We start from the raw sequence: 23810 nt of genomic DNA, 5'->3' as shown, positions 1-23810 counted from the left end.
ACGCTCGCGTATATCTATACAATAGGATAGCGTGGGCAGCAGCGCACACGAGATTGAAAGAAGGCGGGAGGAATCATCGCATGCCGATAAGTCGTCGAGAGTCCATGAGCATAGCGGTACTTGCCGGAGGCACATCACCGGAGCGCGAGATATCATTCGCGTCGGGTGAAAGCGTCTGTCGAGCTCTGAAACAGGCAGGTTACGGCAGGGTTGAGACGTTGGATCCGGCCGATAGTGGGTTTTTAAAAGAGATTGAATCGGCATCATTCGATGCGGTGTTCATTGCCCTGCACGGCGCGGGCGGAGAAGACGGAACAATTCAGGGAGTCCTTGACTATCTGCATATACCCTACACTGGCTCAGGTGTCCGCGCGAGCGCTTGCGCAGCGGACAAAGACGTGTCGAAGATTATCTTCGAGCATGCGGGCATCCCTGTGGCACGAGGGGTCACTCTTTGTCGTGGAGATGAGCTGAATCCCGATAGTCTGGTTGCCGAGCTCGGAAAAGAGTGCTTTGTGAAACCGGCGATGAACGGTTCCAGTCTGGGTGTCTCCCTCATCCGTCATCCGAGCGAGTTGCCGAAGGCCGTCGAGAGGGCCTTCGAATCGAGTGACAAGGTGCTGATCGAGCAGCGCTTGATCGGTACCGAGATCAGCGTCGGCGTTCTCGGTGGTCGCGATGCAAAAGCGCTGCCGGTGGTCGAAATCATGGGGCAGGAGGGCACCGACTTCTACAACAAAGAGGTCAAATATATCGATCCCGCGCTCGTGCATCGCATCCCGGCCCGGTTGCCGACCGGAATCTGCGAGACCGCGGGCGCCCTCGCGCTTGGAGCTCATCGAGCGCTGGGCTGCTACGGATTCTCCCGCAGCGACTTCATCGTGACAGAGGAGGGGCCGGTGATACTCGAGACCAATACCATACCCGGCATGACCGAGGCGTCGCTGTTTCCCGACGAGATCCGGCATTGCGGGCGGACGTTCGCGGAGGCCTGTGACGAGATGATCATGCTCGCGCTACAACGAGTTCGCGCATGATATCGTCCGCGTCGTCCTCGCGACTTGCCTCCAGAATCGCCCGGGCGGTGCTCCCGGGGACCCCGTCGGCCGTCATCGAGGCCTACCAGAGTCTTCCGGATAGAGCTCGCACGCGCACGTTCGGTCTCATCGAGCAGGACGTTGTCGTGCTCGATACCGAGACCACCGGTCTGTCTCGCCAAGATGACGAGCTGATAGAGATATCGGCTGCGGTCCTGTCCGGTCGAGAGGTGACAGAGCGCTTCGAGACGTTCGTGCGCCCCTCGAAGCCCATTCCCGCCGAGATCGTCGAGCTCACCGGTATCCGCGACGCTGATGTCCGCGACGCTCCCCCGGCGACCCAAGCTGTCAGGGATCTGGCCCGCTTCGTGGGAGGACGGCCCGTGATCGCCCATAACGCGGCGTTCGATCGCGCGTTCATAGAAGCGGTCCCCGGGGGCTCGGATGCGAGCGATATCTGGATCGATTCGCTCGCGCTCTCGCGCATCGCCCTGCCGCGGCTCGCATCGCACCGCCTGTCATCTCTTGCCGAGACGTTTGGATGCGCCGACGTATCGCATCGCGCCGGAGATGATGTCCGCGCGCTCTGCGGGGTCTGGAGGATCCTGCTGTGCGCCCTGGCCGACCTGCCCGCAGGCCTGCTTCGCCGTCTTGCGGACATGCACCCCGATGTCGCATGGAGCTATCGGCCGATCTTCTCCCATATCGCCAGCGAGAACCCCGGTGAGCACTTCTCGCTCGCTCAGTCGCGCTCCGATGTTCTGCGCGATGACGCATCTCGAGACCATGTTGATGCCGACGAGCTGCCTGCCCTGGATCTGCCGGCGCGCTCGGAGATCGCTTCCATGTTCTGCCCGGGAAGTCTGGTAGACCGGATGTATCCGTCTTTCGAGCCGCGACCCGAGCAGACGGAGATGGCCCTGAGCGTCAGGGACGCACTTGAAACCTCGACGCATCGTGTGATCGAGGCGGGCACCGGCGTGGGCAAATCCATCGCCTATCTCATTCCGGCGGCGGAGGCGGCGAAGCGCAATCGCATTACCATCGGGGTGGCGACGAAGTCGAACAACCTTGCAGACCAGCTTATGTTCCACGAGCTTCCGAAGTTGGCCGCCGAGCTGGACGGCGGCCTCTCCTTCTGCGCTCTCAAGGGCTCCGATCACTATCCGTGCCTGCGCAAGCTCGAGGCGATGAGCAGAGGATCGGCGGAGATCAAGACCCGTCGCGATCCTGCCGATACCCTGACGGCGGTGGCGGTCATCTATGCCCATGTGTGCCAGGCACCCGCCGGTGATCTCGATTCTTTGGGAATTCGCTGGAGAAGCGTGAGTCGAAGCGATCTCACGTGCGCATCGCGCGAGTGCGCGCGGCGTCTGTGCCCGTTCTTTCCGGACAAATGCCTGGTGCACGGCGCCCGCCGCCGCGCCGCGCGAGCGGATATCGTTGTGACCAATCATTCGCTTTTGTTTCGCAATGTCGCGGCGGAGGGCAAGATCTTGCCGCCGATCAGGCATTGGGTGATCGATGAGGCACATTCGATCGAGGGCGAGGCGCGACGTCAATGGGCGGTGAGTGTTTCGGCGGACGAAACCCGATCCGTCTTCGAGCGGCTCGGCGACGAGCGGGTGGGGGTTCTCGGTCGTCTCATTCGCGACGCGGCCTCATCGGAAGCGGCCACGCTTCATATGGGTCTCGCAGCGAAGGCGGCGGCGCATGTCTGCCGTGCGGGAGCAGCGATGGCGGAGATGTTCGATGCGGTTCGCGACGCGGCCTCATCGAGCCGGACGGGGGGCTTTGACAGATCCGTGCTCTGGATCGGCCCGGAGCTGCGCGCCTCGGATGCTTGGAAGAGACTCGACCGCTTCGGGCGCGCGGCGCGCGATGCCGTCCGCGATGCGGCGCGCGATCTCGTCGCGCTGACGGAGGCGACGGCAGATGAGACCGGCGAAGGCCTCATCGAGGTCGCTGACGGCGCGCGCAGGCTCAAGGATCTGGCGGCTGCGATTGATCTTATCGTCTGCGGTCAGGACGATCGGTTCGTCTATTCCATCCGCATCAATCGAAGGTCCAAAGCGGGAGGGGAGGAGCTCGTCGCAGAGCGCATCGACATCGGTGAAGCCCTCGCCGAGCAGTGGCTGCCCGAGGTGCACACCGCGATCTTCACTTCGGCGACCATCTCCGTATCTGGATCTTTCAAGCATTTCGATCATCAAGTCGGTCTGGATCGTCTGGGCGCCGACGCGCATCGCGATCTCCATTTGGAATCGAGCTACGACTTCGACGAGAACATGGCGGTCGTCGTGGCGGCAGACATGCCAGATCCCCGAGATCGGGACGCCTACATCGACGCGCTGGAGAACATACTGTGCGATGTGCACATGGCCATGGGAGGCTCCACGCTCACCCTATTCACGAACAGGCGCGATATGGAGACGCTGTTCGAACGCGTGGAGCCGCGTCTGGCTCGTGCGGGTCTGGAGCTCGGCTGCCAGCTGCGCGGCGCGCCCGGCAAGCAGCTCCGCGATAGATTCGTTCAAAAGACGGAGTCCTCGCTTTTCGCCCTCAAGGCGTTCTGGGAGGGTTTCGACGCCTCGGGTGAAACCCTGCGCTGCGTGGTGATCCCGAAGCTTCCGTTCACGAGTCCCACGGATCCGCTGTCCTGCGAGCGGAGCCTGCGCGAGGATCGAGCCTGGGCGAAATATGCGTTGCCCGATGCCGTCTTGGAGATCAAGCAGGCTGCCGGTCGGCTCATCCGCTCCTCGTCCGACAGGGGGGTGCTCGTCTTGGCTGATTCTCGTCTCATGACGAAGGGCTACGGAAAGAAGTTCCTGCACTCTCTTCCGAACAGTTCCTATCAGCGCATCGAGACCGCGCAGATGGGCAGGTTCCTGAAGCTCTGGAGGCGCTCGCATGAGCACCGGCGCGGCTAGTCGTCTCGGGGGCTCTCCCAGCAGCAGCCGACCTGTCGTTCCAATCGATATGGAGATAGAGGGTATATAACAGTCAGACTTGCCGCCGCTCTGCTCGATAGCTGCAGATATCATGGAATCGCGGTATACTTGCGAGAATGTATGGGCGCAGCGCTCCGTGCGGGGCCTCGCCGATGACTATATCGGTACATGGATGCGGAGTCCAGATGGCACAGACCCGGAATTACCTCAACCACCTACTTCAGAGTACGGGGATAACGCCTGCGTGCAGCATGGAGGAGCGAGCAGCTGCCGACGAGATAGCAAAGACGTTCAGGCGCCACGGCTTCGCGCCCGAGGTGCAGGAGTTCAGCGCCTCGGGTTCACCGAGGATCATATCGGCGGTTCTTGGCGTGCTCGTCTTCATCGCCTCGGTGCTCGCCGGATTCGGCGGGGCAGCGGGGGTCATCGGATTTCTTCTGGTCATCGCCGCTTGCGCGCTCTTCACGCTCGAGAGGCATGGCCGCGTCGTTTTGCCGAGCATAGGCGCCGGAGGGCTGAGTCAGAACGTCATCGCCCATCATGAGGCGTCAGGACCGATGGCATCGCCGCGCAATCGTCCGGTCGTCGTCGTCGCCCATTATGATTCTCCGCGCGCAGACGTGTTCGCTCAGATGCCGTACGCGACCTATCGTCCCCTGATCGCCAAGCTCATGCCCGCGGCGATGGTGCTGCCGGCGGTATTCATGGTCATGAGGATTCTTCCGCTGCCCGCTGCGGTGAAGATCATTCTTTGGATCCTCGCGATTCTGACGGCGGGCGTGCCGCTTCTTCGCGCGATCGCCATTCTGCTCAATCGGGTCGCTCTGCCCTACACCTCGGGCGCGGTGTGCAACAAGTCTTCAGTCGCCGCGCTGCTCGGCATCATGGACGAGGTCTGTCCATATCGAGGCGAGCGCGAGTTCCCCGACGACATTCCATTCGATACCTATATCGCCGATCAGCGCCGCAGCTCCGAGCAGCAGCTTCTCGCAGAGAAACCCGCTGCGGTCGAAACCGCGCCCTCTGATGGGCTGATCCCCGTCGACGGGCTCGATTCTGCCGCCGCGAACCCGGATGCCGGGCAAGGCAGGACGGGAATCTTGGAGCAGCCCGCCGCAGGCGACGCTATCGAGAACAGCGATGAGCCCGCTGCGACATCATCGATCCCACCGACGGTCGAACCTGCAGCGACCTCTTCGATCTCATCGACGGTCGGGACCGCTTATCAGGCCGAGACGAGTGAGCGCGAGCCCGTGCGGACGCCGAGCGCGGAAGAGCCGGCCGCAGATACCGAGTCCGGTGAGGAGAGCGCCGCGTCGGCGCAGCCTGCGCCGGCAGACGCGGCTCGCACCGACGAGCAGGACAGCGCGCAAATCTCAGCTGAGCCGAAGACGCCATCTCTGAAAGATGAGGGGAACCCCGCCTCCGACGGCGCAGACGATCGATCCTCATCGCACGCCGAGCGAGATGCCGCCTTCGCCCAGAGCGCCGAGCAACCCCGCGCGAGGCACACCGAGCCAGGCTGGCGATTCGGCCCGGGCGTCGTCAGAGATCTGGGTATGATCCCGCAAGCCTGCGAGTTGGTCTATGTGGATGAGGACGTGAAGGAACCGGATCACATCGACGAGCACCCCGCCGCGTCGTCCGGTGCACCCTCTGAGGAAGCCGCCGCGCACGTACCGGTTCTCGAGACCGTTTCCGCCGGCGTCGAGCCAGTCCGCACCGATATAGCTGAATCATCTGACACGGACCACGCGGAGCTCGGGGGGTCACAAGAAAACGGCCTCGCCGATCATCGCAAAGAATCCAAGAGTTCTCCCGTGCCCGTTCAAGAACCTTCCGTCAAATCGGGATTGGTCGGGACGCTCTCAGAGGTCGGTGCCGGTGCCGCACGTATCTTCGATGCGACGATTCGTGCGGGACGGGGCCTGATCCAAGGAGCGACCGGCGACATTGCCGCAGCTGCGCGCGATGGTGAACCGGATTCGGACGCCAAGGCGCGTTCGAGCGAATCTTTTGCCGAGCGCCCCGAAGGTCGAGATGAAGATCTGTCCGATCAGGGTGTTGCAAAACAGAGTGAACCTGATGGGGACCGCGAGCCCAGCCCCTCGCAGCCCCTTTCCACGCCCGAGCAGCTCATAGATGATCCGGGCGCAACGGTCGCTCACGAGCCATCCTTCGCTGAGCAGACCCCGCCTCAAGATGATGCGCATACTCAAATGACTGAATCAGGCGAACCGAAGCAGCCCATCGAGCGATCCAACTCGGAGCAGAGCGTCTCTGAGGTCGCGAGCGACGAGGCATCGCGCGGAGTCGCCGCGGCGGATACCGTCGACTCGCTCATGGCTCAGATATCGCAAGACACCGTTCGCACCTCAAGGCGCTCTCGTCGCATCCCGGCGGTTCCGCTTGTGACCGGAGACGCGGCGCAGGTCGTGCCTTCAGCCCCCGGTTGGGATCTGCCGCGCGCGAATCCGCAGATAGCTGTACCCGCGCCCTCTGCTCCCGCATCTGTCGATCAGGCGACATCGACAAATCGTTCGTCTCTGTTCGATCTTCCCGATCCCGCTATCTCCCCGGCGGACCCGTTCTCACCCGATACCGGAGACATGTCTTCGGAATCGGATCCTGTGGTCGCGCCGACACCGAACGTCGCGCCCGCGCATCCCGAGGGCACTTCGAGTGCGGGGAAATTCGAGGTCATTTCCGTCAAGGAAAACAGCTCCGTCGTCGATACCGACGGCTCGCCGCACGATACGGACAGAAGACGAGGACTTGGACGGCTGTTCGGCAGAAAGAGCAGGGAACATGACAGCATGTCCGACTGGCTCGGCATCGAGAAGGATTTCGATGCCAAGAAGTTCGGGCGCGATGCCGGTTCATGGGATAACTTCGACGATGGCGATGAAGACTGGAAGGGCGGTGCAACCGGGGAGGAGGATGCCAGCCCAGCCGAGATGAGAAACGCGATCGCCTCTATGGGCGACGAGGAGCTGCTCGGTCACGATATCTGGTTCGTGGCGACGGGGGCTTCCGAATTCGGCAACGCCGGGATGAGGGCGTTTCTTGAAACGCATCGCGATAGCCTGCGCGGTGTGTTTCTGATAAATCTGGATTGCGTCGGCGCCGGTGAGCTCGCGATGGTCGCGACCGAGGGGGAGGAGCGCGTCCTCAAGGGTGACAAGCGCATCATGAACCTCGTCCGCAAAGTCTCCGCAGCCTTCCATCATGAGTTCGGTGCGGTGAACATGCCCTATCTCAGCACCGATGCGCACGCTGCGATGTCCATGAGCCTGCGCGCTCTCACGATAGCGGGAGTCGATGGGCCCGGTCTCGCCCGCTCGCACTCTGAAGATGACATGCCCTGCAACGTGGATGTCGACAACATCGCATTGGTCTGCGATGTGGTGACCGAAGTCATCCGCAGGTCCTAGATATAGGATACCGATAACGGACGAGGGGCCCAGCTGGGCCCCTCGTCCGTTATACGCCTGCTCGTGTCGAGCAACGGCGACTTTGAAATCGATGACTATTGATCTAGTCGCCGGCCTCGGTTTGCACCACGTCTTGGATTGACTGGTCGCCCTCGTCATTCACGTGGAACGCCGTCTCCAGAAACGTGATGATGTCATCTGACTCGAACAGCGGCTTTCCATTGATGAACAGACACGGAACCTGCATCTTGCCGCCTTGCTCCTCAAGGGTGGTTCGAGCAGTCGGTTCGGAGGTGATATCATGACGGGGAATATCGATGTTGTGAACTTCCATGTAGTTGAGCACCCTTCGACAGAAGGGGCATGTCGGCATGTAGTAGAGCTCTAGGGTATCGGACATCGCTGTGTTCCTTTCATCGTCTGCTGACCGTGTCCTGATCTGTACCCACAATCATACGCTTCGTATCGGCTGTCTTCCCTGAAGGTTGCCGAGCAGTCAGCTGGCTGATGCCGCCATGTCCGACGACTGCGGGAACGATTGTATGATCGACCATCGGGGAAAGCTGATAGCATAGGTCCCAGACGTATTCTTTGGAGGATCCATGTTCGCGTTCATCAAACGACATTGGCTGTGCTATCTCATCGGGCTCGCGATCGCTGTCGCGCTCGGTCTGGGTGGCGCATTCCTCGTGGGGGTCAAGGGGTCGACGCATCGCGATGGGAGGCAGACGGTCGATCAGCTCGACGGAGGATCGTCCGGATTATCCGGCGTCGCCGGATCAGGAGCTGACGCAGCCGCATCGTGATCCGGCGCGCCTCAGGATCGTCCGAGCGCATCCGTCGCGCACCGAGTCATGTTGAGCTTGCGAACACGATCAGGGTTCGCAGCCGCTCGGATGGGCGAGCAGATGAGCACGTGACCAGTGTCAGCACCCGTCTGGCATTCCCCGCGGTCTTGTGCCAGTCGGCTATGGCGGCTTGGGACTCGCGTGCGATCGAGCAGACCCATTCGCGCAAGTCGGCCTCATCGCTGAATCCGAAACGCTGCACATCGGCATACCTCTCGTTGACCCGCTCGGCGCATATCGGGGAGAACTCCGTCGTGGTTCCATCAGGCAGATAGAGCACCGCATCACCGATCGCTTCAAGAATTCTTTGGTGCCATGCATCTTCAAGTTCGGAGAACATACCTGAACCGGCACCGAGATTGTGGCCGTATATGAGAATGTGACGAGCGTCGAGCGAGCTTCTGCGATCGATGAAGGGGCACCCGGATCGCCTTGGTGCGCCCGAGGGGTCATGGGAGAGGAAGAAGCCATCTGCGAGATCGCTGCGATCCTGCGCGATGGAATAATCTATCTCGGTCCCCCTTACAAGGATGCGGGGCATCTCGGGCACCGCATCGCCCCGCGTTCCTTGAATCTCGCGGTATCGAGTCGATTCGGCGTCCACCCCGGTGTTGTGCATCTGCGCCATCTGCTGGAATGAAGCTTGGATCGAGCAGGTTTCAACCGAGACCAGCGCGAGAAGCGTCGCGGCGCACAGAAGGACTCTCCGTCTCGGATCTCCGCGATCCGTCGTTTGATGCCGCCCGCTCACGTCGCGCGCCGTCGCCGTCGGGCTGCCCTTCCCACTCCGCCGCTCCGCGTCCGATGACGCCATAGACCGATCAGGCAGGCCGCCGATGCCGCTGTGGCGCTGAGGGCGCATGTAACATAAGCGAGCGGAGCGGCCCCGGTTTGCGGCAGGGGCACGGCAACGGTTCCCGGCGTCTGCGTGACCCGATCCGTATCATGGTCCTCGAGGTCGTCTCCGCCTCCGTTGCGATACAGATCCACCCTGCCCGATGTGTTCAGTGCGACGCCCTCGGTGTATGAGGCGCCCGCGCGCAGATGCAAAACGGCTCCGGCGAGTTCGTTCCGATCGCTTCCGTGCGAATCGCCTCCCCGGTCGCCTCCGATCCAGTCAAGGTCGTCATGGGGATCTTTGATATCATCTCGGTCCCATTCACCTGCGCGCGTGGTGAACCCCGCATCCACGCGACCGTACTCGAAGCGCACCCCGACGATCCGCTGGCCGCTCGCGAGACCGAGGTCGGAAACCTTGAGTTCGGTTGACCTGTCGGTCGAGACGTCGGCTGCCCAGAGCTTCCAGCCCGTGTAGTCAAGCGCGCGACCGTCATCTCCAAGTGTCGAGGAGGTGGAGTCGTCATCGAGCCATGGATTCACATGGCCATCAGATCGCGACGCGTTAGCCGCTTGCGCCTCGTTGCCATCGACGTGTCCGTCCGTCTTGAACCAGACGTTCATCTTGCCATCGTAGTCACCTCGCGCACGCGGGGTGATGAGACGCTCGAGTTCTGAGGCGCCCGCTGAGACGGCATCCAAGGAGCACTCGACGGTGAATTCATCCACCCAAGTGGAGGAGGTGCTGCGGAAGTCGAAGCTGCATGCATAGCGCCCGTCGTCGCGTTGGTTCACGGTGGCGCGATTTCGTCCGTCGCCGTTCGGCCGACTTCCCGCTGCGGTGGGCCGCGCGATCTCCTGCCGCACATCGATCCCACCGGAAACAGCGATCGGTTCATCGTACATGATGACATGCTGTATCTCGCCGGTCGGCTCCACCTTGAAGGGAACCTCGGTTGTCTGGTCGTACGTGTGAGGCGCTATCGTCTCGATGAGGGTATAGCTCCCCGGTGCGAGCCGGTCTATGCGGTGCGGATCCCCACCGCTGACCCATGTCGCGACGACGTCGCGATTCTCGTCCAAGATCGACAGGGTCGCCCCCGGCAGCTCCTGCTCATCGGTTATATCTCGTTTTGAGATAGCCAGCTTGGTGCAATCATCCGAGATTCTGATCGTCCAGATCGGCATGCCCTCGGTGAGGCCGCGATCATCTACGGTGAAGGATCTGGGCTCGGCGTCGATGAGATATCCCGGAGGCGCCGCCGTCTCGGCGATGCGGTAGGAGCCGGCCCTCAGGTGGCCGATGAAGATTCGGCCGCTGTCGTCGGTGGTGAGTTCATCAGGCTGGGCGTTATCCGCAAGCAGGACGGGAAGCGATCGGTATGACCCCGATTCCAAACTGCCGTAGCTCACGCGCCCCGGCATGATCTGCACGGAGCCCGCTTTGGTCTCAGCGGCCCCGTCCTCATCGGTCCCTCGATCATCCCCGCCTGCCGGCCCGCTCGATATGATCTCGTAGTCATCGGGCAGGAGTCGCTCTGCGTGCCAGTATCCCGTCTGCTTGTCTCGTTCGAGCTCCACGAAGGTGCTCGCATCGTCTGCGCGCGGGTCGGCGTCGTCCTCGCTGCTCGCGCGCAGACGAATGCCGGTCGCGTCCGGTGCCAGCAGCGCGATCGCTCCGGTCTCGGCGTCCGGTGTGATGTCGATCTCGTCATCGGCGCACCAAAGCGCGAACGTCGCTCCTGCCAGGGCGGATCCATCGCTGCCGGTCTTCTCGATGACCGTCCGAGTCGGGGCATCATCCACGTCGGTGCCCGCGCTCACGATCGGGGTCCTCGCGTCCTTGTACGTGAGCGTCACCTCGTGAGGCGTGTCGTCGAGCACGTGACCGGCGGGTGCCACGGTCTCGATGAAGGCGTATACGGCGCTGCCCGATCCAAGATACAGCGGTTTGGTGGTGGCGAGCCCGTCCTCATCGGTCGTGACATGATCGACGATCTCTCCTTGGAGGGCGCGCACGCGGCCGTCGGGCCCCACGACGTCGTGCACCGCCTTGACATCGAATTGAGCACCGGCCAGCGCTTTGGCGCAGCCGTTGTCGAAATCGGATCCGCCGGCTCCCCCATCGGTGGCGGACTTCTCCTCAGCGCAGGTCTTTGTGATGGCCGCTCGCCCCATAGCCTGACTGTCGGGGAACTCGACGACGACGATCGGCGCGGCTTTCCTGAAGTCGGCGGGGATCTCAAATTCGACCTCGATGTCGCCGATGAGGTACGGTGCGCTCGAAGCGATTTCTCGAATCCGGTAGCGTCCGCTGGAAAGCCGTTCAGGTAAGGTGACGCTGCCTGAGGAGTCCGTGGTGAACGCATCGAGTTCGGTGGGACTCGGATACGGATCGACCATATGGATGACATGACCGTCTTCGTCGAGTATCTGGAACGTGAAACCGGCCAGCGGAACGGGGGAGTTCGTTTCGGCATCGGTCTTCACGATCTTGAGACTCGAGGTGATCCGCTCGTCGTCCAAGATGTAGCGAAGCTTGACCCCGTCGAGCATCTGCTCCGGTGTGATGGACCACTCTCCGACGCGGTCAAATCCATCCGGCACGGTCGACGCGACCTCTTGGACCCTGTAGCCCGCGCGGTCATAAGGTATGGCTCCCGCGATGCCGACGACGCGCTCTCCCTGTCCGAACCATAGATTCGGATCTGAGGCCGTGTCCACGAATCCGTCAGCCCCCGTTGCGATCGATCCGATCGCCTTGCCCGATGCATTGGAGATGATCTCGAACACCACACCTGCTGCGGGCTGCTCATGTCCGGAGCTGTCATCTTGTGCGGCGTCATCGCCGCCGCCCTTGAATTTTGCGATCTCCAGATCGAACGCGAGGGGAATCTCGGCGAAGTCATCTTTCGGCTCGATTACGGCCTCGCCTTCGACTGACAGGTCGTCTGCGCTGATCTGATAGGAATGCACCTTGGTATCGAGGCGGTATCCCTCGGGCGCCTTGGTTTCGGTCACGGTGATGCTCCCCAAGGGCACGGCATCGAATGCGAGCCGACCCGAGACATCGGTCGTCTTCTCCTGGGATCTTCCCTTGGCGTCCACGAGTCGATAGGTCGCTCCGCTGAGATCCGCGCCGATCTGGATCTTGCCGGTCGCATCCAGCTTCACGATCTTGAAGAGAACCCGTCCGGGCTCCTCGGGCATGTTCACGTCAGCGCCCTCGCTCGCGGTGAAATACCATCGTTTCGTATCGATCTTGAAACCCTTGGGCGCTTTCGTCTCGACAGCGTAATAGCGAATTCCCGGCGACAGCGACAGCTTCGCGTGGCCGTTCCCGTCGGTCACGATGTGTCCCGCGATGGCGTCGTTCTCGGCGCAAAAGATATCATACTCTGCACCTGCGAGCGCGTATTGCGAGTTCCCATCGGTAAAGGACGCGTCAGCTGACACCTTGTCGAATGCTACATCCACATCGTGCTGCGTCTTGATCACGAGATAATAGGTCGCGGGGCTTTTAGGTGTGATGCGCGAGATCATGTTTCCCGGCTGAGCTCCTGCGACGAGACCGTCGCCGTGAAACGCGGAGTGCCAGAACAGGTCCTCGTCGCTTCTGCTTCCCCAGAAGAATCCCATGTGACAATCATTGGAGCCGGTGAAGTCGACGGGATTTATGTAGATGATATCGCCTCGCTTGAGTATGCCCGAAGCCAGCATCTGCTCTTTGGTGGCGAACCTGCCCGCTGCGAATCCCTTCTCGGAGACGTAGAGGTTCCATTTGAATGCGTTCGTGTCGTTGCCGCGACGGTATCCGTTGGCGGCGACGAAATTCGCGATCGGCGAGACGTCGGCACCGCACTCGGTGAGCACCGAGGAGACGAAGCCGGCGCAGTTCATATAGCCGCCGACCCCGGGCTTGGGTCGTCCGTTCGGGTATCTGCAGTCCCAGCTGTCGATGGTGCTGAAGTCACCGAAGCTGCCCGGGGCGATGGTTCCATAGGATGTTCCCAGATAGCAATTGTCGGCAAGATGGGATTCGAGCACCTCCTCGACCGATCGGGTGGCACCGAGAGCTCTGTCTATCGGGACGGCGATCTCGCCGCGCGCAGACGGCGCAGCATTGAGGTCGCCCAGCATCATGCCGCTTGCGATCAGGGTGGCGGCTGTGACGAGCAGGATCTTTCTCGCAGCTAGCGCACAGATGCCTCGCGGGATGCGAAACCGTCGCGGACGGGCTCTTCTTACCATGGTTCTCCCCTCGCCTCAGATGAGGGGAGCCTATCGCGAAGGGCCAGGCGCATCTGCATGATTTTCTCGCACAGATCTCGCTCGAACACGATCGCCGTCTGACCGCTTCTCCGTATCCCGACGCCGGGAGCCTCTCGCGGTGGATGCCGTCGCCCTGTCGCATCCGAATCGCATACGCAAGATCACACAGAACACATCTTGCGATCGCACCGCCGCCGCGCACGAGAGGGTCGCGTGCGAATCACTGGATTTCCAAGGAAAAATAAGTTGACTTGCAAGAATGGACCGGGGTATCATCTCCTAGTGCGATGGACCTGTAGCTCAGTTGGTTAGAGCGTCCGGCTGATAACCGGGAGGTCACAAGTTCGAATCTTGTCAGGTCCACCACTCCTTTACAATAGACACCCCAGCGAGAGCCGAGTCGCCGCTGGGGTGTTTATTACCGTGGGGGTTTAGCTCAGCTGGGAGAGCGCGGGCTTTGCAAGCCTGAGGTCAGGGGTTCGAGCCCCCTAACCTCCACCATTTTTCAATCTCCGGATCGGTCGCATCGCCGATTCTTCGCTTTGCCATCCTCCGGACGTCGCACATCGGCGTCTCCTGTCGGGAAGATCTCTGTGTGAGCGGAACTGGCACCGAAGCTCGTTCACGAGCCGCCCATCTTGTTGCGCTACACTGGGCTGCGCCGTGTGCGAATCGGCATGAGTTGCTCGGTGCGAGGGAGGTGTGCAGCTTTGACCCGTGATGAGGCGTTCAGCGTGATGGGTCTCAGGCCAGAGGCGTCGGCCGATGAGATCGCCATCGCCTATCGCGAGCTGGCTTTGATGCTTCATCCCGACAAGTTCGCTGACAGCAAAAAGCTTCAGGCGCGCGCCGAGCGGCAGATGCGAACCATCAACGAGGCGCGCGCCGTGCTCGTCGGCCGCTCGGCCTCGTGCAGGCCCGGCGGAGACGCCCGCGGGCATACGGCCCGCAGATCAACCGGATCTTCGGAACCGGCTGCCATACGCTTCGAGGCCGAGGCCCGCGCACATGCCGCCGAGACGGCGCGGTTGACGGTCGTGAGCCAGGCGCGCACGATGCGAGAGCGCCGCGGAAGCATGCTCGCGGTGCTCGGTATCGGAATCATGGGTATGATCGTGCTCTCACGCTTTCATGGTGCGGTTGGCAGACTCGGTATGTCGGTCTCATCGATGCTGGCGATCTGGGGTGCCGTGGACATCTTCACGATGTCGAGTCAGATCAACGTGCTCGATCAGCGCGCGCGCAAGCTTTTGGAAACACGTGATCGCGCCCGTGAGATCGCGCGGCAGGCGCAGGAACTGTAGAGTGAGGGTGCGACGGCATATGGATGAGAGCGCGCAGGAGTTCGGAACCGTTTCCCAAGAGCTCGATCGCATGGTATGCGAGCTCATCGGTCGCTTTCTCGATGAGCTTGCCTCAGGCACCGACCCGGGCGTCGTCGTATCCATGCAGGACAAGGCATCGAATTCGCACGACATCGTTTTCTGCGAGGACGACGAGCAGGTGTGTCTCGACGCCGCGAAACGCTTCGTCAGCAGTCACGCCGATGGCGGGGAGGCGCTTCCGATCGACAAGATCGAGCGCTACGCGATCGCCTGCACCGGCAGCATCGAGAGCGCCGGCGCATCTCACGACGCGCTGCTTGTGAGCTTCTTTGAACGCGGGCTTTCCAGTGGTTTCTCGGCTTATGTGCTCTATCGTCGCGTCGGGGCCGGAGCCGATTTTGTATGGAGCGCGCCCGCGCCCGCAGGTGCGGAGCCACCTTTGATATGAGAGCCGCTAAGATAGAGAACGTTTGATCGAGGGCTGTCCGAGCGGCACCGTGTCGCCATCAGGATGGGTAAAGAGACAGGAAGTTTCATGCAAGTAGAGCATTTGAGGAATATTGCGATCATAGCCCACGTTGATCACGGCAAGACCACGCTTGTGGACAAGCTTCTTCGCGCCACTGATGCGTTCAGGTCGAATCAGCAGATCGAAGAGCGTGTTCTCGACTCGAACGACCAGGAGCGCGAACGAGGCATCACGATTCTCGCGAAGAACTGCTCGATCGAATACAAGGGTGTGAAGATCAACGTCATCGATACTCCGGGCCACGCTGACTTCGGCGGAGAGGTCGAGCGCGTGCTCAAGATGGCCGACGGAGCGCTGCTGCTCGTCGACGCGTTCGAGGGTCCCATGCCTCAGACAAGATTCGTGCTTCGCCACGCGATCGACACCGGGCTCAGAATCATGATCGTCATCAACAAGATCGACCGACCCGCCGCAGACCCCGAACGCGCCTACAATGACTGCCTCGATCTCATGGCGGATCTCGGTGCAACCGATGAGCAGCTCGAATTCGCCATGGAGCACGTCGTGTACGCGAGCGCCGTCAACGGATACGCTCGCCGGTCGCCCGAGGATGACAACAACGACATGTTCCCGCTTCTCGATATGATTATCGACGACATGCCCGCTCCCGAGGTCGATGAGTGCGCGCCGCTCGCTATGCAATGCGTGACGATCGATCATTCCAACTTCGTCGGTCGCATCGGCATAGGAAGGGTATTCTCCGGAACGCTGCACGAAGGCGACACGATCCTCGTGCAGAAAAACGATGGCACGACGACGACTTCGAAGATCAAGCAGCTGTTCACGTTCGACTATCTGGGCCGAACGGAATGCAGCGAGGTCGGCGCCGGCGACATCGCCGCGGTCGTCGGCGTGGAGGGCGCCGACATCGGGGATGTCTACACCGATCCCGAGCACCCTGTCGAGCTCGCACCGATACTGATCGATCCGCCGACCCTGTCGGTGGTGTTCGAGGCCTCGACCTCACCGCTCGTGGGCCGCGACGGCGACACCGTCGGCGCCCGCCAGCTCAAGGAGCGCCTGCTCGCCGAAGCTGACAACAATGTCACCATGCGGATAGCTGAGCTCGAGGACAAGTCCGGCGTAGAGGTATCGGGTCGCGGGATCTTGCATCTGTCCGTGCTCATGGAGACGATGCGCCGTGAGGGGTTCGAGTTTCAGGTCGCCCGTCCGCGCGTGCTGTTCCGCACCGGAGAAGATGGCAAGCGCCAGGAACCGATCGAGCAGGCTGTGGTCGAGTGCCCTGATGAGTACTCCGGCAAGGTGATCGAGGTGTTCGGCAATGCCGGCGGCACGATGACGAGCATGCAGACCGGCGTCACCGTCACTCATCTTGAATTCCGCATCCCCACACGCGGCATCATGGGTCTTAAGAACCGGATTCTCAACGTTACCCACGGAGAGGGTGTGTTCTATCACACGTTTCTTGAATACGGTCCCTATGCGGGTGAGATCGGCGGCCGAAACAACGGTGCCATGATCTCGATGACGACCGAGAAGGCCGTGGCATATGCGCTGGGAACCCTTCAGGAGCGCGGGCAGCTGTTCGTGGAGCCCGGTACGGAATGCTACGAGGGCATGCTCGTCGGTGAGCGCAACAAACCCGGGGACATGGTCGTGAACATTGCGCGTACGAAGAATCTGGGCAACCAGCGCTCTTCGACATCGGATATCTCCGTGCAGCTCACCCCGCCGCGCACGTTTTCGCTTGAGGAGGCGCTCGAGTACATAGCAGACGACGAACTCGTTGAGATCACACCGAAGAACGTTCGCCTTCGCAAGCGGCTGCTCTCGGCAAACGAGCGCAAGAAGGCCGCCGTTCGGCGAGGCCAGTGAGCTGCGGTCATTTTCTCCGCAGCAACCAAAGCCGTCTGCGCTGAGTGCTGGCCTCAGCGTCGCGTCTGCGTCCGATATCACGCAAGATGCGCTCGCGTCGATCGGCGAGCGCATCGCCGGAGTGAGACGATCTCGCCGGTGCGGCGCCATCTGCCGTGCGCCTGCGGCGCCGAGAGATTGCCACCACCCGACCGAGATCGATCTCGGTCGGAGACATGATGTTGTACCGCAGGGAAAGCCAGCGAAGCCCCATGGTCACAAGCGTACCGAGGATGAGGGCTGCGATATTGTACAGACCTGTGACTCTGATGAGAATGACATAGCTCATGGCGCCTGCGATCGCGGCTATCGCATAGAAGTTGCCCCGGCGGAAGATGGCCGGCGTCTGGCCCAGGCATATATCGCGCAGCATGCCCCCTCCGACAGCGGTGAAAAATCCCATCATTATGCAGACCGTTGGTTCGAATCCGTACACCATCGCCTTGTCTGCGCCCATGACGGCGTAGATCCCAACCGACATGATGTCCAAAAACGCAATGATGCGCTCGCGTCTGGCCACCACGACGGGAAAGGCGAAGACGGTCGTCGCTGCAGCGACAGAGATCGGCAACGCAAGCGGTTGATTCAGGATATAGACGTTGCCGACCTGCAGGATCATATCTCGTAGGAGCCCGCCGCCAAGTCCGCACACGATGGCGAGTCCGATGGCCCCGACGAAATCGAGCTGGTGCTCGCGTGCTGTGAGCACACCGGATGCGGACGCGACGATCACCGCGATCATCTCGAGCCATAGCGGGACGGGAAGCTGCGGTGCCGTCGCGCGTGCGGTAACGATGGTCGCCGCTGCGGCGGGCACGTGGAAAAGCATTGTCTCAGGCATGGGGTCGCGCCTCTCATCGACGGGTGACAGGTCATCACGATGGATGCACGCCGCTATCTTACATGGTTGCGCCGGCGTCTGCGGTGCCTGCATGAACAGGTCACAAGTCAGATGGGGATTCACCGGCTCGCGCGCCTCGAGGGCCGTCAGATGAAAACCAATCGGCGCGCGTGATCAACGCATGCTGAAAGAGAGATGCTCAGACGTGCCGCCCGCGTGGACCCTCGCCGGCGCGTTCCCAATAGTTGCCAGTGACAGAAGCCGAGACTCGAGCGGTGCCAGAAAACCGATTGACGACGATTCATGATCATCTGGCCCCACATGTCGTGATGAAATGGGGTCTGGTCGGGTGATCATTCTTTCAGTCGAATCGTTGATGCGAACCCGCCTCCATAGAAGAGGAGGCGGTGTTCGTATAAAAAACAGCTGGCGGAGGAGGAGGGATTCGAACCCTCGTATCCGGGGATACCGGATAAACGGTTTTCGAGACCGCCGCATTCAACCGCTCTGCCACCCCTCCGCATGGGGTGAAATACGACGTGCCCCGAGGGGCCCGCCGAGAATACGCTGGCGGAGAGTCAGGGATTTGAACCCTGGAGACGCTTTTGACGCCTACACGATTTCCAATCGTGCTCCTTAAGCCGCTCGGACAACTCTCCGTGAAGTGCACAGGCAATTGTAGCGTAGTTCTTGGCCTTTGCAAATGCGTGAATCGGGGGCACCGGCGAGCGTGACATCGGCTCTCCACAAGCCCGATGAGCCGATCGAATTCTTAAATACAGCTTATCGCTCGGGGAAGCGTCATGTAAACGGGTATCGAGGAGACGATGGAGTGCCGTCGCAATGATAGACTTGAAGGATTCAGAGTGGATTGAGCGCCTCTGACCTCCGGGGAACCGACCGGGCGCGGGGACAGCAGGGATGAAAGGGTGTTCATGCTCTATAGACAAATAAGTTTCTCAACCTCTTGGAAGAGGCTGCTCGGGCAGAGAGACTGGTTCAGGCCCCTTTTGAAAATTGCCCTGCTGGCTTGGATTCCGATTCTTGGTGAGATCGTCGTCTTCGGATACGGCTACGAGCGGGCGCGGCTGATCGCATGGGGTGTTGATGCGTCATCTGACAGACACGGCACCGACTATCGAACGCTGCTGCACACCGGCGTTCGAGCCTTTTTGGTGTCATTCAGCATGCGCGCCGTGCTGCTTTGCCTTCCGGTGCTCTTTTTCGGACTTGACCTGATGCGGGTTCCGCTTCCGTTCTTTCCGCTGGAAGCCGGATCGTACCGCATCTATCTCCTGCTCGACGGCGGGGACGATCTGCTCTATCCGCTGTTGCTCGTCATGCTGTTGCTCGCTGGTACGTTCATCTCCGTCGCAGCCATGCGCGCGACGATCTACGACCAATTCAGCGCCGGCTGGCGCATCGATCGTCTGCTTCAGATGGTCGCGCGTGATCTCACCGGCTTCTTCAGGACCTATGGCGTCGCGCTCATGAGTTCCGCTCTCTCATTCGCCTCGATCGTCTTGACGGGATTCATCGCTCGGATCGCGACCCGCTACCTCGTGTACGCCTTGAGCATCGTGCGCTACGCGCAGGAGCAGGACATGCTCAGCTCTCTGCTCATCACGTACTTCGTTCCGCTCCTGCTGCTCGTCGTGATCACGCTCGCATTCGCCTATGGACTCGCGCTGCTCGCATCGATCATGCAGCTTGTCTCTATCAGCGCCATGGGGCAGTGGTTCAGCGGATTCGAGGTCGATCGCTGGGATGTCTCATCTGCGCCCCTGCCGCCAGCTGTCATAGCCTCAGGACCGGGCGCGCCCGAGCCCCCGCGCGCGCCGGCTGCCGAGGCCACCTCGCCGTCCGCGAGCCCGGCCGCCCCTGCGGATACGGATCGGCAGCCCGATCCCGTTCCGGAGCCGGAGCCGAGAGTCCGTCAGATACCGCTCGCTCCGATGCTTGGCGAGGCGAGCGGGAACGCTTCGGAGAGCGAGCCCGCTCATCGCGTTTGAGAAAGGTGCTCGTGCATGGTGAGCGGTGGCGAATCTCCCGCAGCCGATGAGATGGACCGATGGACATCGCGTGGTTTTCGCCGTCCCCCTCGCGCGCCGTCAATTCTTGCGAGCATCGGTTTATGTGCGCGAATTTGAATCGTGTCAGTCACCGAGGAGATCGCGTCACCCATCAGGCAATCGCAGTCAGATCTACGCAAGGTCGTCGTGTCAGCCTTTGTTATGTGGAGGTCATGAGCGTGTAGCAGCGACTTCTTGTGGTTTCACGACGAGAAGGATATAGTTGCTGAATCCTTTCCTGCTCCGGGCGCGCCTTCACGACCCGGGGCCATATGCCCGAAGGAGGTGACCAAATGAAGGCCTATGAACTGCTGTTCTTTGTTGACCCTGCATTGGATGTCGAATCGCGCGCCGCTGTCATGAAGCGCATCGATGTTGCGATCGCCGATGGCTCCGGCAAGGTTGACAACGTTGAGGAGTGGGGCAAGCGCAAGCTCGCCTACGAGATCAACAAGCTCATCGAAGGTGACTACACCCTCATCAACTTCCATGCAGATCCCACTCAGATCGCCGAGCTCGATCGCGTGCTTCGCGTCACGGACGCGGTGCAGCGCCATATGATCGTGCGGCGTGATGACCAAGAGTAGATCTTTGCTGGAAAAGGCGCAGGCGAAGCGTTTCAGGAAACGACGAGCATGTGCACCGCAATGCATGAGAGGCAGTGATCGTATATGAGCATCAATCGAGTGAACATCTCCGGCAACCTGACCCGCGATCCCGATTTGCGCATGACGCAGGGCGGCACGCAGGTCCTCTCCTTCGGCGTGGCCGTCAACGACCGTCGGCGCAACCCGCAGAGCGGGGAATGGGAGGACTACCCCAACTTCGTGGATTGCACGATGTTCGGTGCTCGCGCCGAGGCGATCTCCCGCTACCTGTCCAAGGGCGCGAAGGTCGCCATCGAGGGAAAGCTGCGCTACAGCAGCTGGGAGCGCGACGGCCAGCGCCGAAGCAAGCTCGAGGTCATCGTCGACGAGATCGAGTTCCTCTCCCGCACTCAGCAGGGCCGCTCCGAGGGCGGATACGCCTCCGCTCCCACAAGCGCCCCCTCAGCACCGAGCGCGGCACCTGTGCAGGCTCCGCCCTCGGTCGAGGTCTACGATGAGGACATCCCGTTTTAAGGGGTGTCGCCCGAATCAGTGAGGACGGCGGGCGCAGCTCGCTTCGTCTGAAGAAAGGTAGTGGTATCCAGACATGGCTAATGATTACGCAGCACGTCAGCCGCGTCGCAAGTACTGCCAGTTCTGCAAGGAGAACACCGAGCATATCGACTACAAGGATATTCAGCTTCTCCGCAAGTATATGACCGACCGCGGCAAGATCAAGCCGCGTCGGGTCACTGGCACCTGCACGCAGCATCAGCACGACATCGCCAACGCTATCAAGCGCGCGAGAGAGATGGCACTTCTTCCGTATACCGTCCCCGTGGTCTCCGCCCGCGGAGAGCGCAATCGCGGATAAGATAGGAAGGTTCTGCAGATTGATGATGAACGAGGCTCCGGATCCACTGCGAAAGCAGATCATACCTGCGCCGCCTGCGGGTCGTTCGAGGCAGCCTCATGATGCTCATGCGGCGCTGTGCGTGCTCGTGGGATCGATTCTGGGCATCGTCTCGCCTCTGATCGGCTGCTGCGCGCTGGGTTGCGGCATCCGCGAGTTCATGGAGACAAGGCAGCTCAAGGGCTTCGCGCTCGGCGCGCTGGAGGGCGCGGCCATCGCCGCGGCCTCTTGGTTCTTTGATGCGGGCTACGCCTTTTCCCTGGCGCAGGGGCTTCTCGTCGCACTTGGTGTGACGTGGTGCATGCGAGACCGCCGCGCGACGGCACTGGGGATCAGCGCCGTGATCGCATCGGTCGCCTGCATCACGATGGTGGCCGTCTCGGTCATCGCATCGATGGCGGGCTCGAACATCGCCGAGTTCTCTATCGCCTACCTTCTGTCGACGGCAAGGGAGACATCGGGAAACGGCATCGAGCAGACCGTGTTCATAAGCTCGATCGCGCCGATCGTCCAGATGCTGTGGCCTCTTCAGTATGTCTTGGAGGCCGCCGTCCAGGCAGGAGCGGTGGGCTTGGGGGTTCAGGTGATGCGCATGCGCGTCGACGGCACCCAGAGCGCAGCGCGTCTGAGCGCGTTTCGCGCTCCTGGTTGGTCGGTCGCGGTCCTCGCGGTGGCGATAATCGGATTCGGCCTCTCTTGGGCCGGTGTTCCATATGCGCATGTCCTGCGTGTCGCGAGCGCCACCGTTGCCATGAGCGTCAGGTTCATCTTCGCCATCCAGGGTTTCGGCATCATGTTCGCGCTCTTTGAACACCACAGGGTGGGATGCGCGATGCGCACCATGCTCGTCATCATCGCAGTCGTGGTCGAGATGGTGTCGTTTGTCTTCAGCGTCGTCGGTCTCGTCGACGTGTGGGCGAACTTCCGCAGTCTGCTGCGGATCGAGCGCCCCTCATCAAGAAACGCTATGTAAGCAGGGCACCGCGCGAGTGCGGTGCGTGTCGCTAGGGAGATTTCATGAAAGTCGTTCTTCTGAGCGAGCTCAAGGGCAAGGGCGGCGAGGGTGACATCGTTGATGTCGCTCAGGGATACGCCGAGAACTACCTGTTCCCGAAGAAGCTCGCCGTCGCCGCCACCAAGGGCAATCTGAAACAGCTCGAGGAGCGCCGCAGCAATATCGAGAAGCGCGAGGCCGCTCGTATCGAGCAGGCTGGCGCGCTCAAAGCAGCCCTTGAGGGCAAACAGGTCATCGTGGATGCCAAAGTCGGCGATGAGGGCATCCTGTTCGGATCGGTGACCGCGGCCATGATCGCAGAGGCGATCCAGAAGCAGTTGGACGTCGAGATCGATCGCAAGCGCGTCGAGCTCGGAAAGCCCATCAAGGTCGCGGGTGTCCACGAGGTCGTCATCGGTCTGTATCGCGATATTCGCGCTTCTGTGGAGGTCCTGATCGGCATCACCGCCGAGGAGGCGGACGAGCAGGCGAAAGCTCAGCTCGCAAAGGATGCCGCCGAGGGCCCTGCGACTGATGGGGCTGACGCAGAGGAAGCCGAGCAGCCCTCTGAGGCCGAGCCGACCGCGTCGAGCGAGTAAGAGACCGAAGAGGCTGATCGAATCAGCCTCTCGCATGCAGCGACTCAAAACCGCGATCTCTGGTCGAAAGCTCTTCGCATCACGCGATCAGCGCGACTGTATTTCAAGATCGGGATGCGAACGCGATCAACCGATCGCGACGCGTCCCGATCTTTTTTCATCCGGTGAGCATTCAAACCCATCGATGTGCGTTTGATTCAGAGAATATCGGAATTCTTTTTTTCTTGACAAATGAATGAGATGAGAAGTTAACAGGTCTTTGGTGCTCCAGCTGAAAAACTCGATTCAAACGGTACTTTGTTCACACCATCGTGCAGTTGTCATCTGCACATTCTTTGAGTGCAATGTACTGCGCGTTTTCTGATATCTATACTCTGAGCTGCCATTTCATGAGATCAGCATATTCGCGACTCCTCCATACCTGCGTCGAAATCTCCAAAATTCAGGCCCCCCGTCAAAAATCTTGCACGTGTGGATAACTTTCAGATATCGGTGTTTTGAATTGTGGAAAACGTTGATAACTTATATTCGCGCTGAACCGACCTATAGGGTTTTCTACACGCCCGTGTGGAGAGCGCGCGACTTCAGATGAGCCTGCTCGCATCTCGCCGCATCTTGGACGGCAGACCCTTGCCAACGTCTTCGGATGCTTTAGTATTGATGCTCGCACACCTCCGAGAAACAACAGTCAGACAG

Annotated in this window: 17 protein-coding genes and 4 tRNA genes; 15 read left to right on the top strand and 6 right to left on the bottom strand. The window is 61.1% G+C overall.

What is annotated here, in order from left to right; genetic code table 11:
• Positions 1-80: 80 nt before the first annotated feature.
• The 3 genes from CORGL_RS09185 (at position 81) to CORGL_RS09175 (ending at position 7422) form a co-directional block, all read left to right on the top strand.
• Positions 81-1037 (top strand): D-alanine--D-alanine ligase family protein, encoded by a 957-nt coding sequence (locus tag CORGL_RS09185; RefSeq protein WP_013709631.1) that lies wholly within the window; start codon positions 81-83, stop codon positions 1035-1037.
• The gene (locus tag CORGL_RS09180) at positions 1034-3967 is read left to right on the top strand and encodes a helicase C-terminal domain-containing protein (protein WP_013709630.1); all 2934 of its coding nucleotides are present in this window, start codon (positions 1034-1036) and stop codon (positions 3965-3967) included. The genes CORGL_RS09185 and CORGL_RS09180 overlap by 4 nt, the downstream gene beginning before the upstream one ends.
• A gap of 272 nt (positions 3968-4239) precedes the next feature.
• A complete protein-coding gene (locus CORGL_RS09175; RefSeq protein WP_049777714.1) occupies positions 4240-7422 on the top strand; it encodes a M28 family peptidase in 3183 nt (1060 codons plus the stop codon).
• Positions 7423-7525: 103 nt separating this feature from the next.
• Here CORGL_RS09175 and CORGL_RS09170 read toward each other — a convergent pair whose 3' ends face one another.
• Positions 7526-7822: a glutaredoxin family protein gene (locus CORGL_RS09170; RefSeq protein WP_013709628.1), complete on the bottom strand. Its 297-nt coding sequence runs from the start codon at positions 7820-7822 to the stop codon at positions 7526-7528.
• A 202-nt stretch (positions 7823-8024) separates the two neighbouring features.
• On the opposite strand from CORGL_RS09170, the gene CORGL_RS09165 reads away from it, so the two are divergent.
• Positions 8025-8228 (top strand): hypothetical protein, encoded by a 204-nt coding sequence (locus CORGL_RS09165; RefSeq protein WP_013709627.1) that lies wholly within the window; start codon positions 8025-8027, stop codon positions 8226-8228.
• Between the two features lie 46 nt (positions 8229-8274).
• Here the strand turns inward: CORGL_RS09165 and CORGL_RS09500 are convergent, their stop codons facing one another.
• Complete coding sequence (locus tag CORGL_RS09500) at positions 8275-9021, bottom strand: class B sortase (protein ID WP_013709626.1); 747 nt, start codon at positions 9019-9021, stop codon at positions 8275-8277.
• Entirely contained in the window at positions 9018-13358 is a 4341-nt protein-coding gene (locus CORGL_RS09155; RefSeq protein ID WP_013709625.1) for a SpaA isopeptide-forming pilin-related protein, read from the bottom strand. Before CORGL_RS09155 ends, CORGL_RS09500 begins: the two co-directional genes overlap by 4 nt.
• A gap of 310 nt (positions 13359-13668) precedes the next feature.
• On the opposite strand from CORGL_RS09155, the gene CORGL_RS09150 reads away from it, so the two are divergent.
• The 5 genes from CORGL_RS09150 (at position 13669) to typA (ending at position 17069) form a co-directional block, all read left to right on the top strand.
• Positions 13669-13745 (top strand) — tRNA-Ile (locus tag CORGL_RS09150).
• 59 nt (positions 13746-13804) lie between these two features.
• Positions 13805-13880: transfer RNA gene (locus tag CORGL_RS09145), tRNA-Ala, on the top strand.
• Between the two features lie 209 nt (positions 13881-14089).
• Complete coding sequence (locus CORGL_RS09140; RefSeq protein WP_013709624.1) at positions 14090-14683, top strand: J domain-containing protein; 594 nt, start codon at positions 14090-14092, stop codon at positions 14681-14683.
• Between the two features lie 19 nt (positions 14684-14702).
• A complete protein-coding gene (locus tag CORGL_RS09135) occupies positions 14703-15152 on the top strand; it encodes a hypothetical protein (protein ID WP_013709623.1) in 450 nt (149 codons plus the stop codon).
• A gap of 87 nt (positions 15153-15239) precedes the next feature.
• Positions 15240-17069 carry a translational GTPase TypA gene (gene typA / locus CORGL_RS09130; RefSeq protein WP_013709622.1) on the top strand — a complete coding sequence of 610 codons (1830 nt, stop codon included), beginning with the start codon at positions 15240-15242 and terminating at the stop codon, positions 17067-17069.
• Positions 17070-17076: 7 nt separating this feature from the next.
• Here the strand turns inward: typA and CORGL_RS09125 are convergent, their stop codons facing one another.
• The 3 genes from CORGL_RS09125 to CORGL_RS09115 form a co-directional block, all read right to left on the bottom strand.
• Positions 17077-17949, bottom strand: coding sequence for a trimeric intracellular cation channel family protein (locus CORGL_RS09125; protein WP_013709621.1), 873 nt, complete (start codon positions 17947-17949; stop codon positions 17077-17079).
• 427 nt (positions 17950-18376) lie between these two features.
• Positions 18377-18469: transfer RNA gene (locus CORGL_RS09120), tRNA-Ser, on the bottom strand.
• Positions 18470-18517: 48 nt separating this feature from the next.
• Positions 18518-18608 (bottom strand) — tRNA-Ser (locus tag CORGL_RS09115).
• A 276-nt stretch (positions 18609-18884) separates the two neighbouring features.
• Here CORGL_RS09115 and CORGL_RS09110 point away from each other — a divergent pair.
• From CORGL_RS09110 to rplI, 6 genes are all read left to right on the top strand, one after another.
• Complete coding sequence (locus CORGL_RS09110; RefSeq protein ID WP_083810027.1) at positions 18885-19961, top strand: DUF4013 domain-containing protein; 1077 nt, start codon at positions 18885-18887, stop codon at positions 19959-19961.
• 353 nt (positions 19962-20314) lie between these two features.
• Positions 20315-20608 (top strand): 30S ribosomal protein S6, encoded by a 294-nt coding sequence (gene rpsF / locus CORGL_RS09105; protein ID WP_013709619.1) that lies wholly within the window; start codon positions 20315-20317, stop codon positions 20606-20608.
• 84 nt (positions 20609-20692) lie between these two features.
• Entirely contained in the window at positions 20693-21142 is a 450-nt protein-coding gene (locus CORGL_RS09100; RefSeq protein ID WP_013709618.1) for a single-stranded DNA-binding protein, read from the top strand.
• 73 nt (positions 21143-21215) lie between these two features.
• Entirely contained in the window at positions 21216-21482 is a 267-nt protein-coding gene (rpsR, locus tag CORGL_RS09095; RefSeq protein ID WP_013709617.1) for a 30S ribosomal protein S18, read from the top strand.
• A 22-nt stretch (positions 21483-21504) separates the two neighbouring features.
• Positions 21505-22494, top strand: coding sequence for a DUF2232 domain-containing protein (locus CORGL_RS09090; RefSeq protein ID WP_013709616.1), 990 nt, complete (start codon positions 21505-21507; stop codon positions 22492-22494).
• A gap of 44 nt (positions 22495-22538) precedes the next feature.
• Positions 22539-23114: a 50S ribosomal protein L9 gene (gene rplI, locus CORGL_RS09085; RefSeq protein WP_013709615.1), complete on the top strand. Its 576-nt coding sequence runs from the start codon at positions 22539-22541 to the stop codon at positions 23112-23114.
• Positions 23115-23810 lie beyond the last annotated feature (696 nt).

Source organism: Coriobacterium glomerans PW2 (assembly GCF_000195315.1).
In the GTDB taxonomy this organism is placed as follows: Bacteria; Actinomycetota; Coriobacteriia; order Coriobacteriales; family Coriobacteriaceae; genus Coriobacterium; species Coriobacterium glomerans.
The sequence above is the reverse complement of the archived record's forward strand: the minus strand, read 5'-3'. Positions and strand labels throughout refer to the sequence as shown.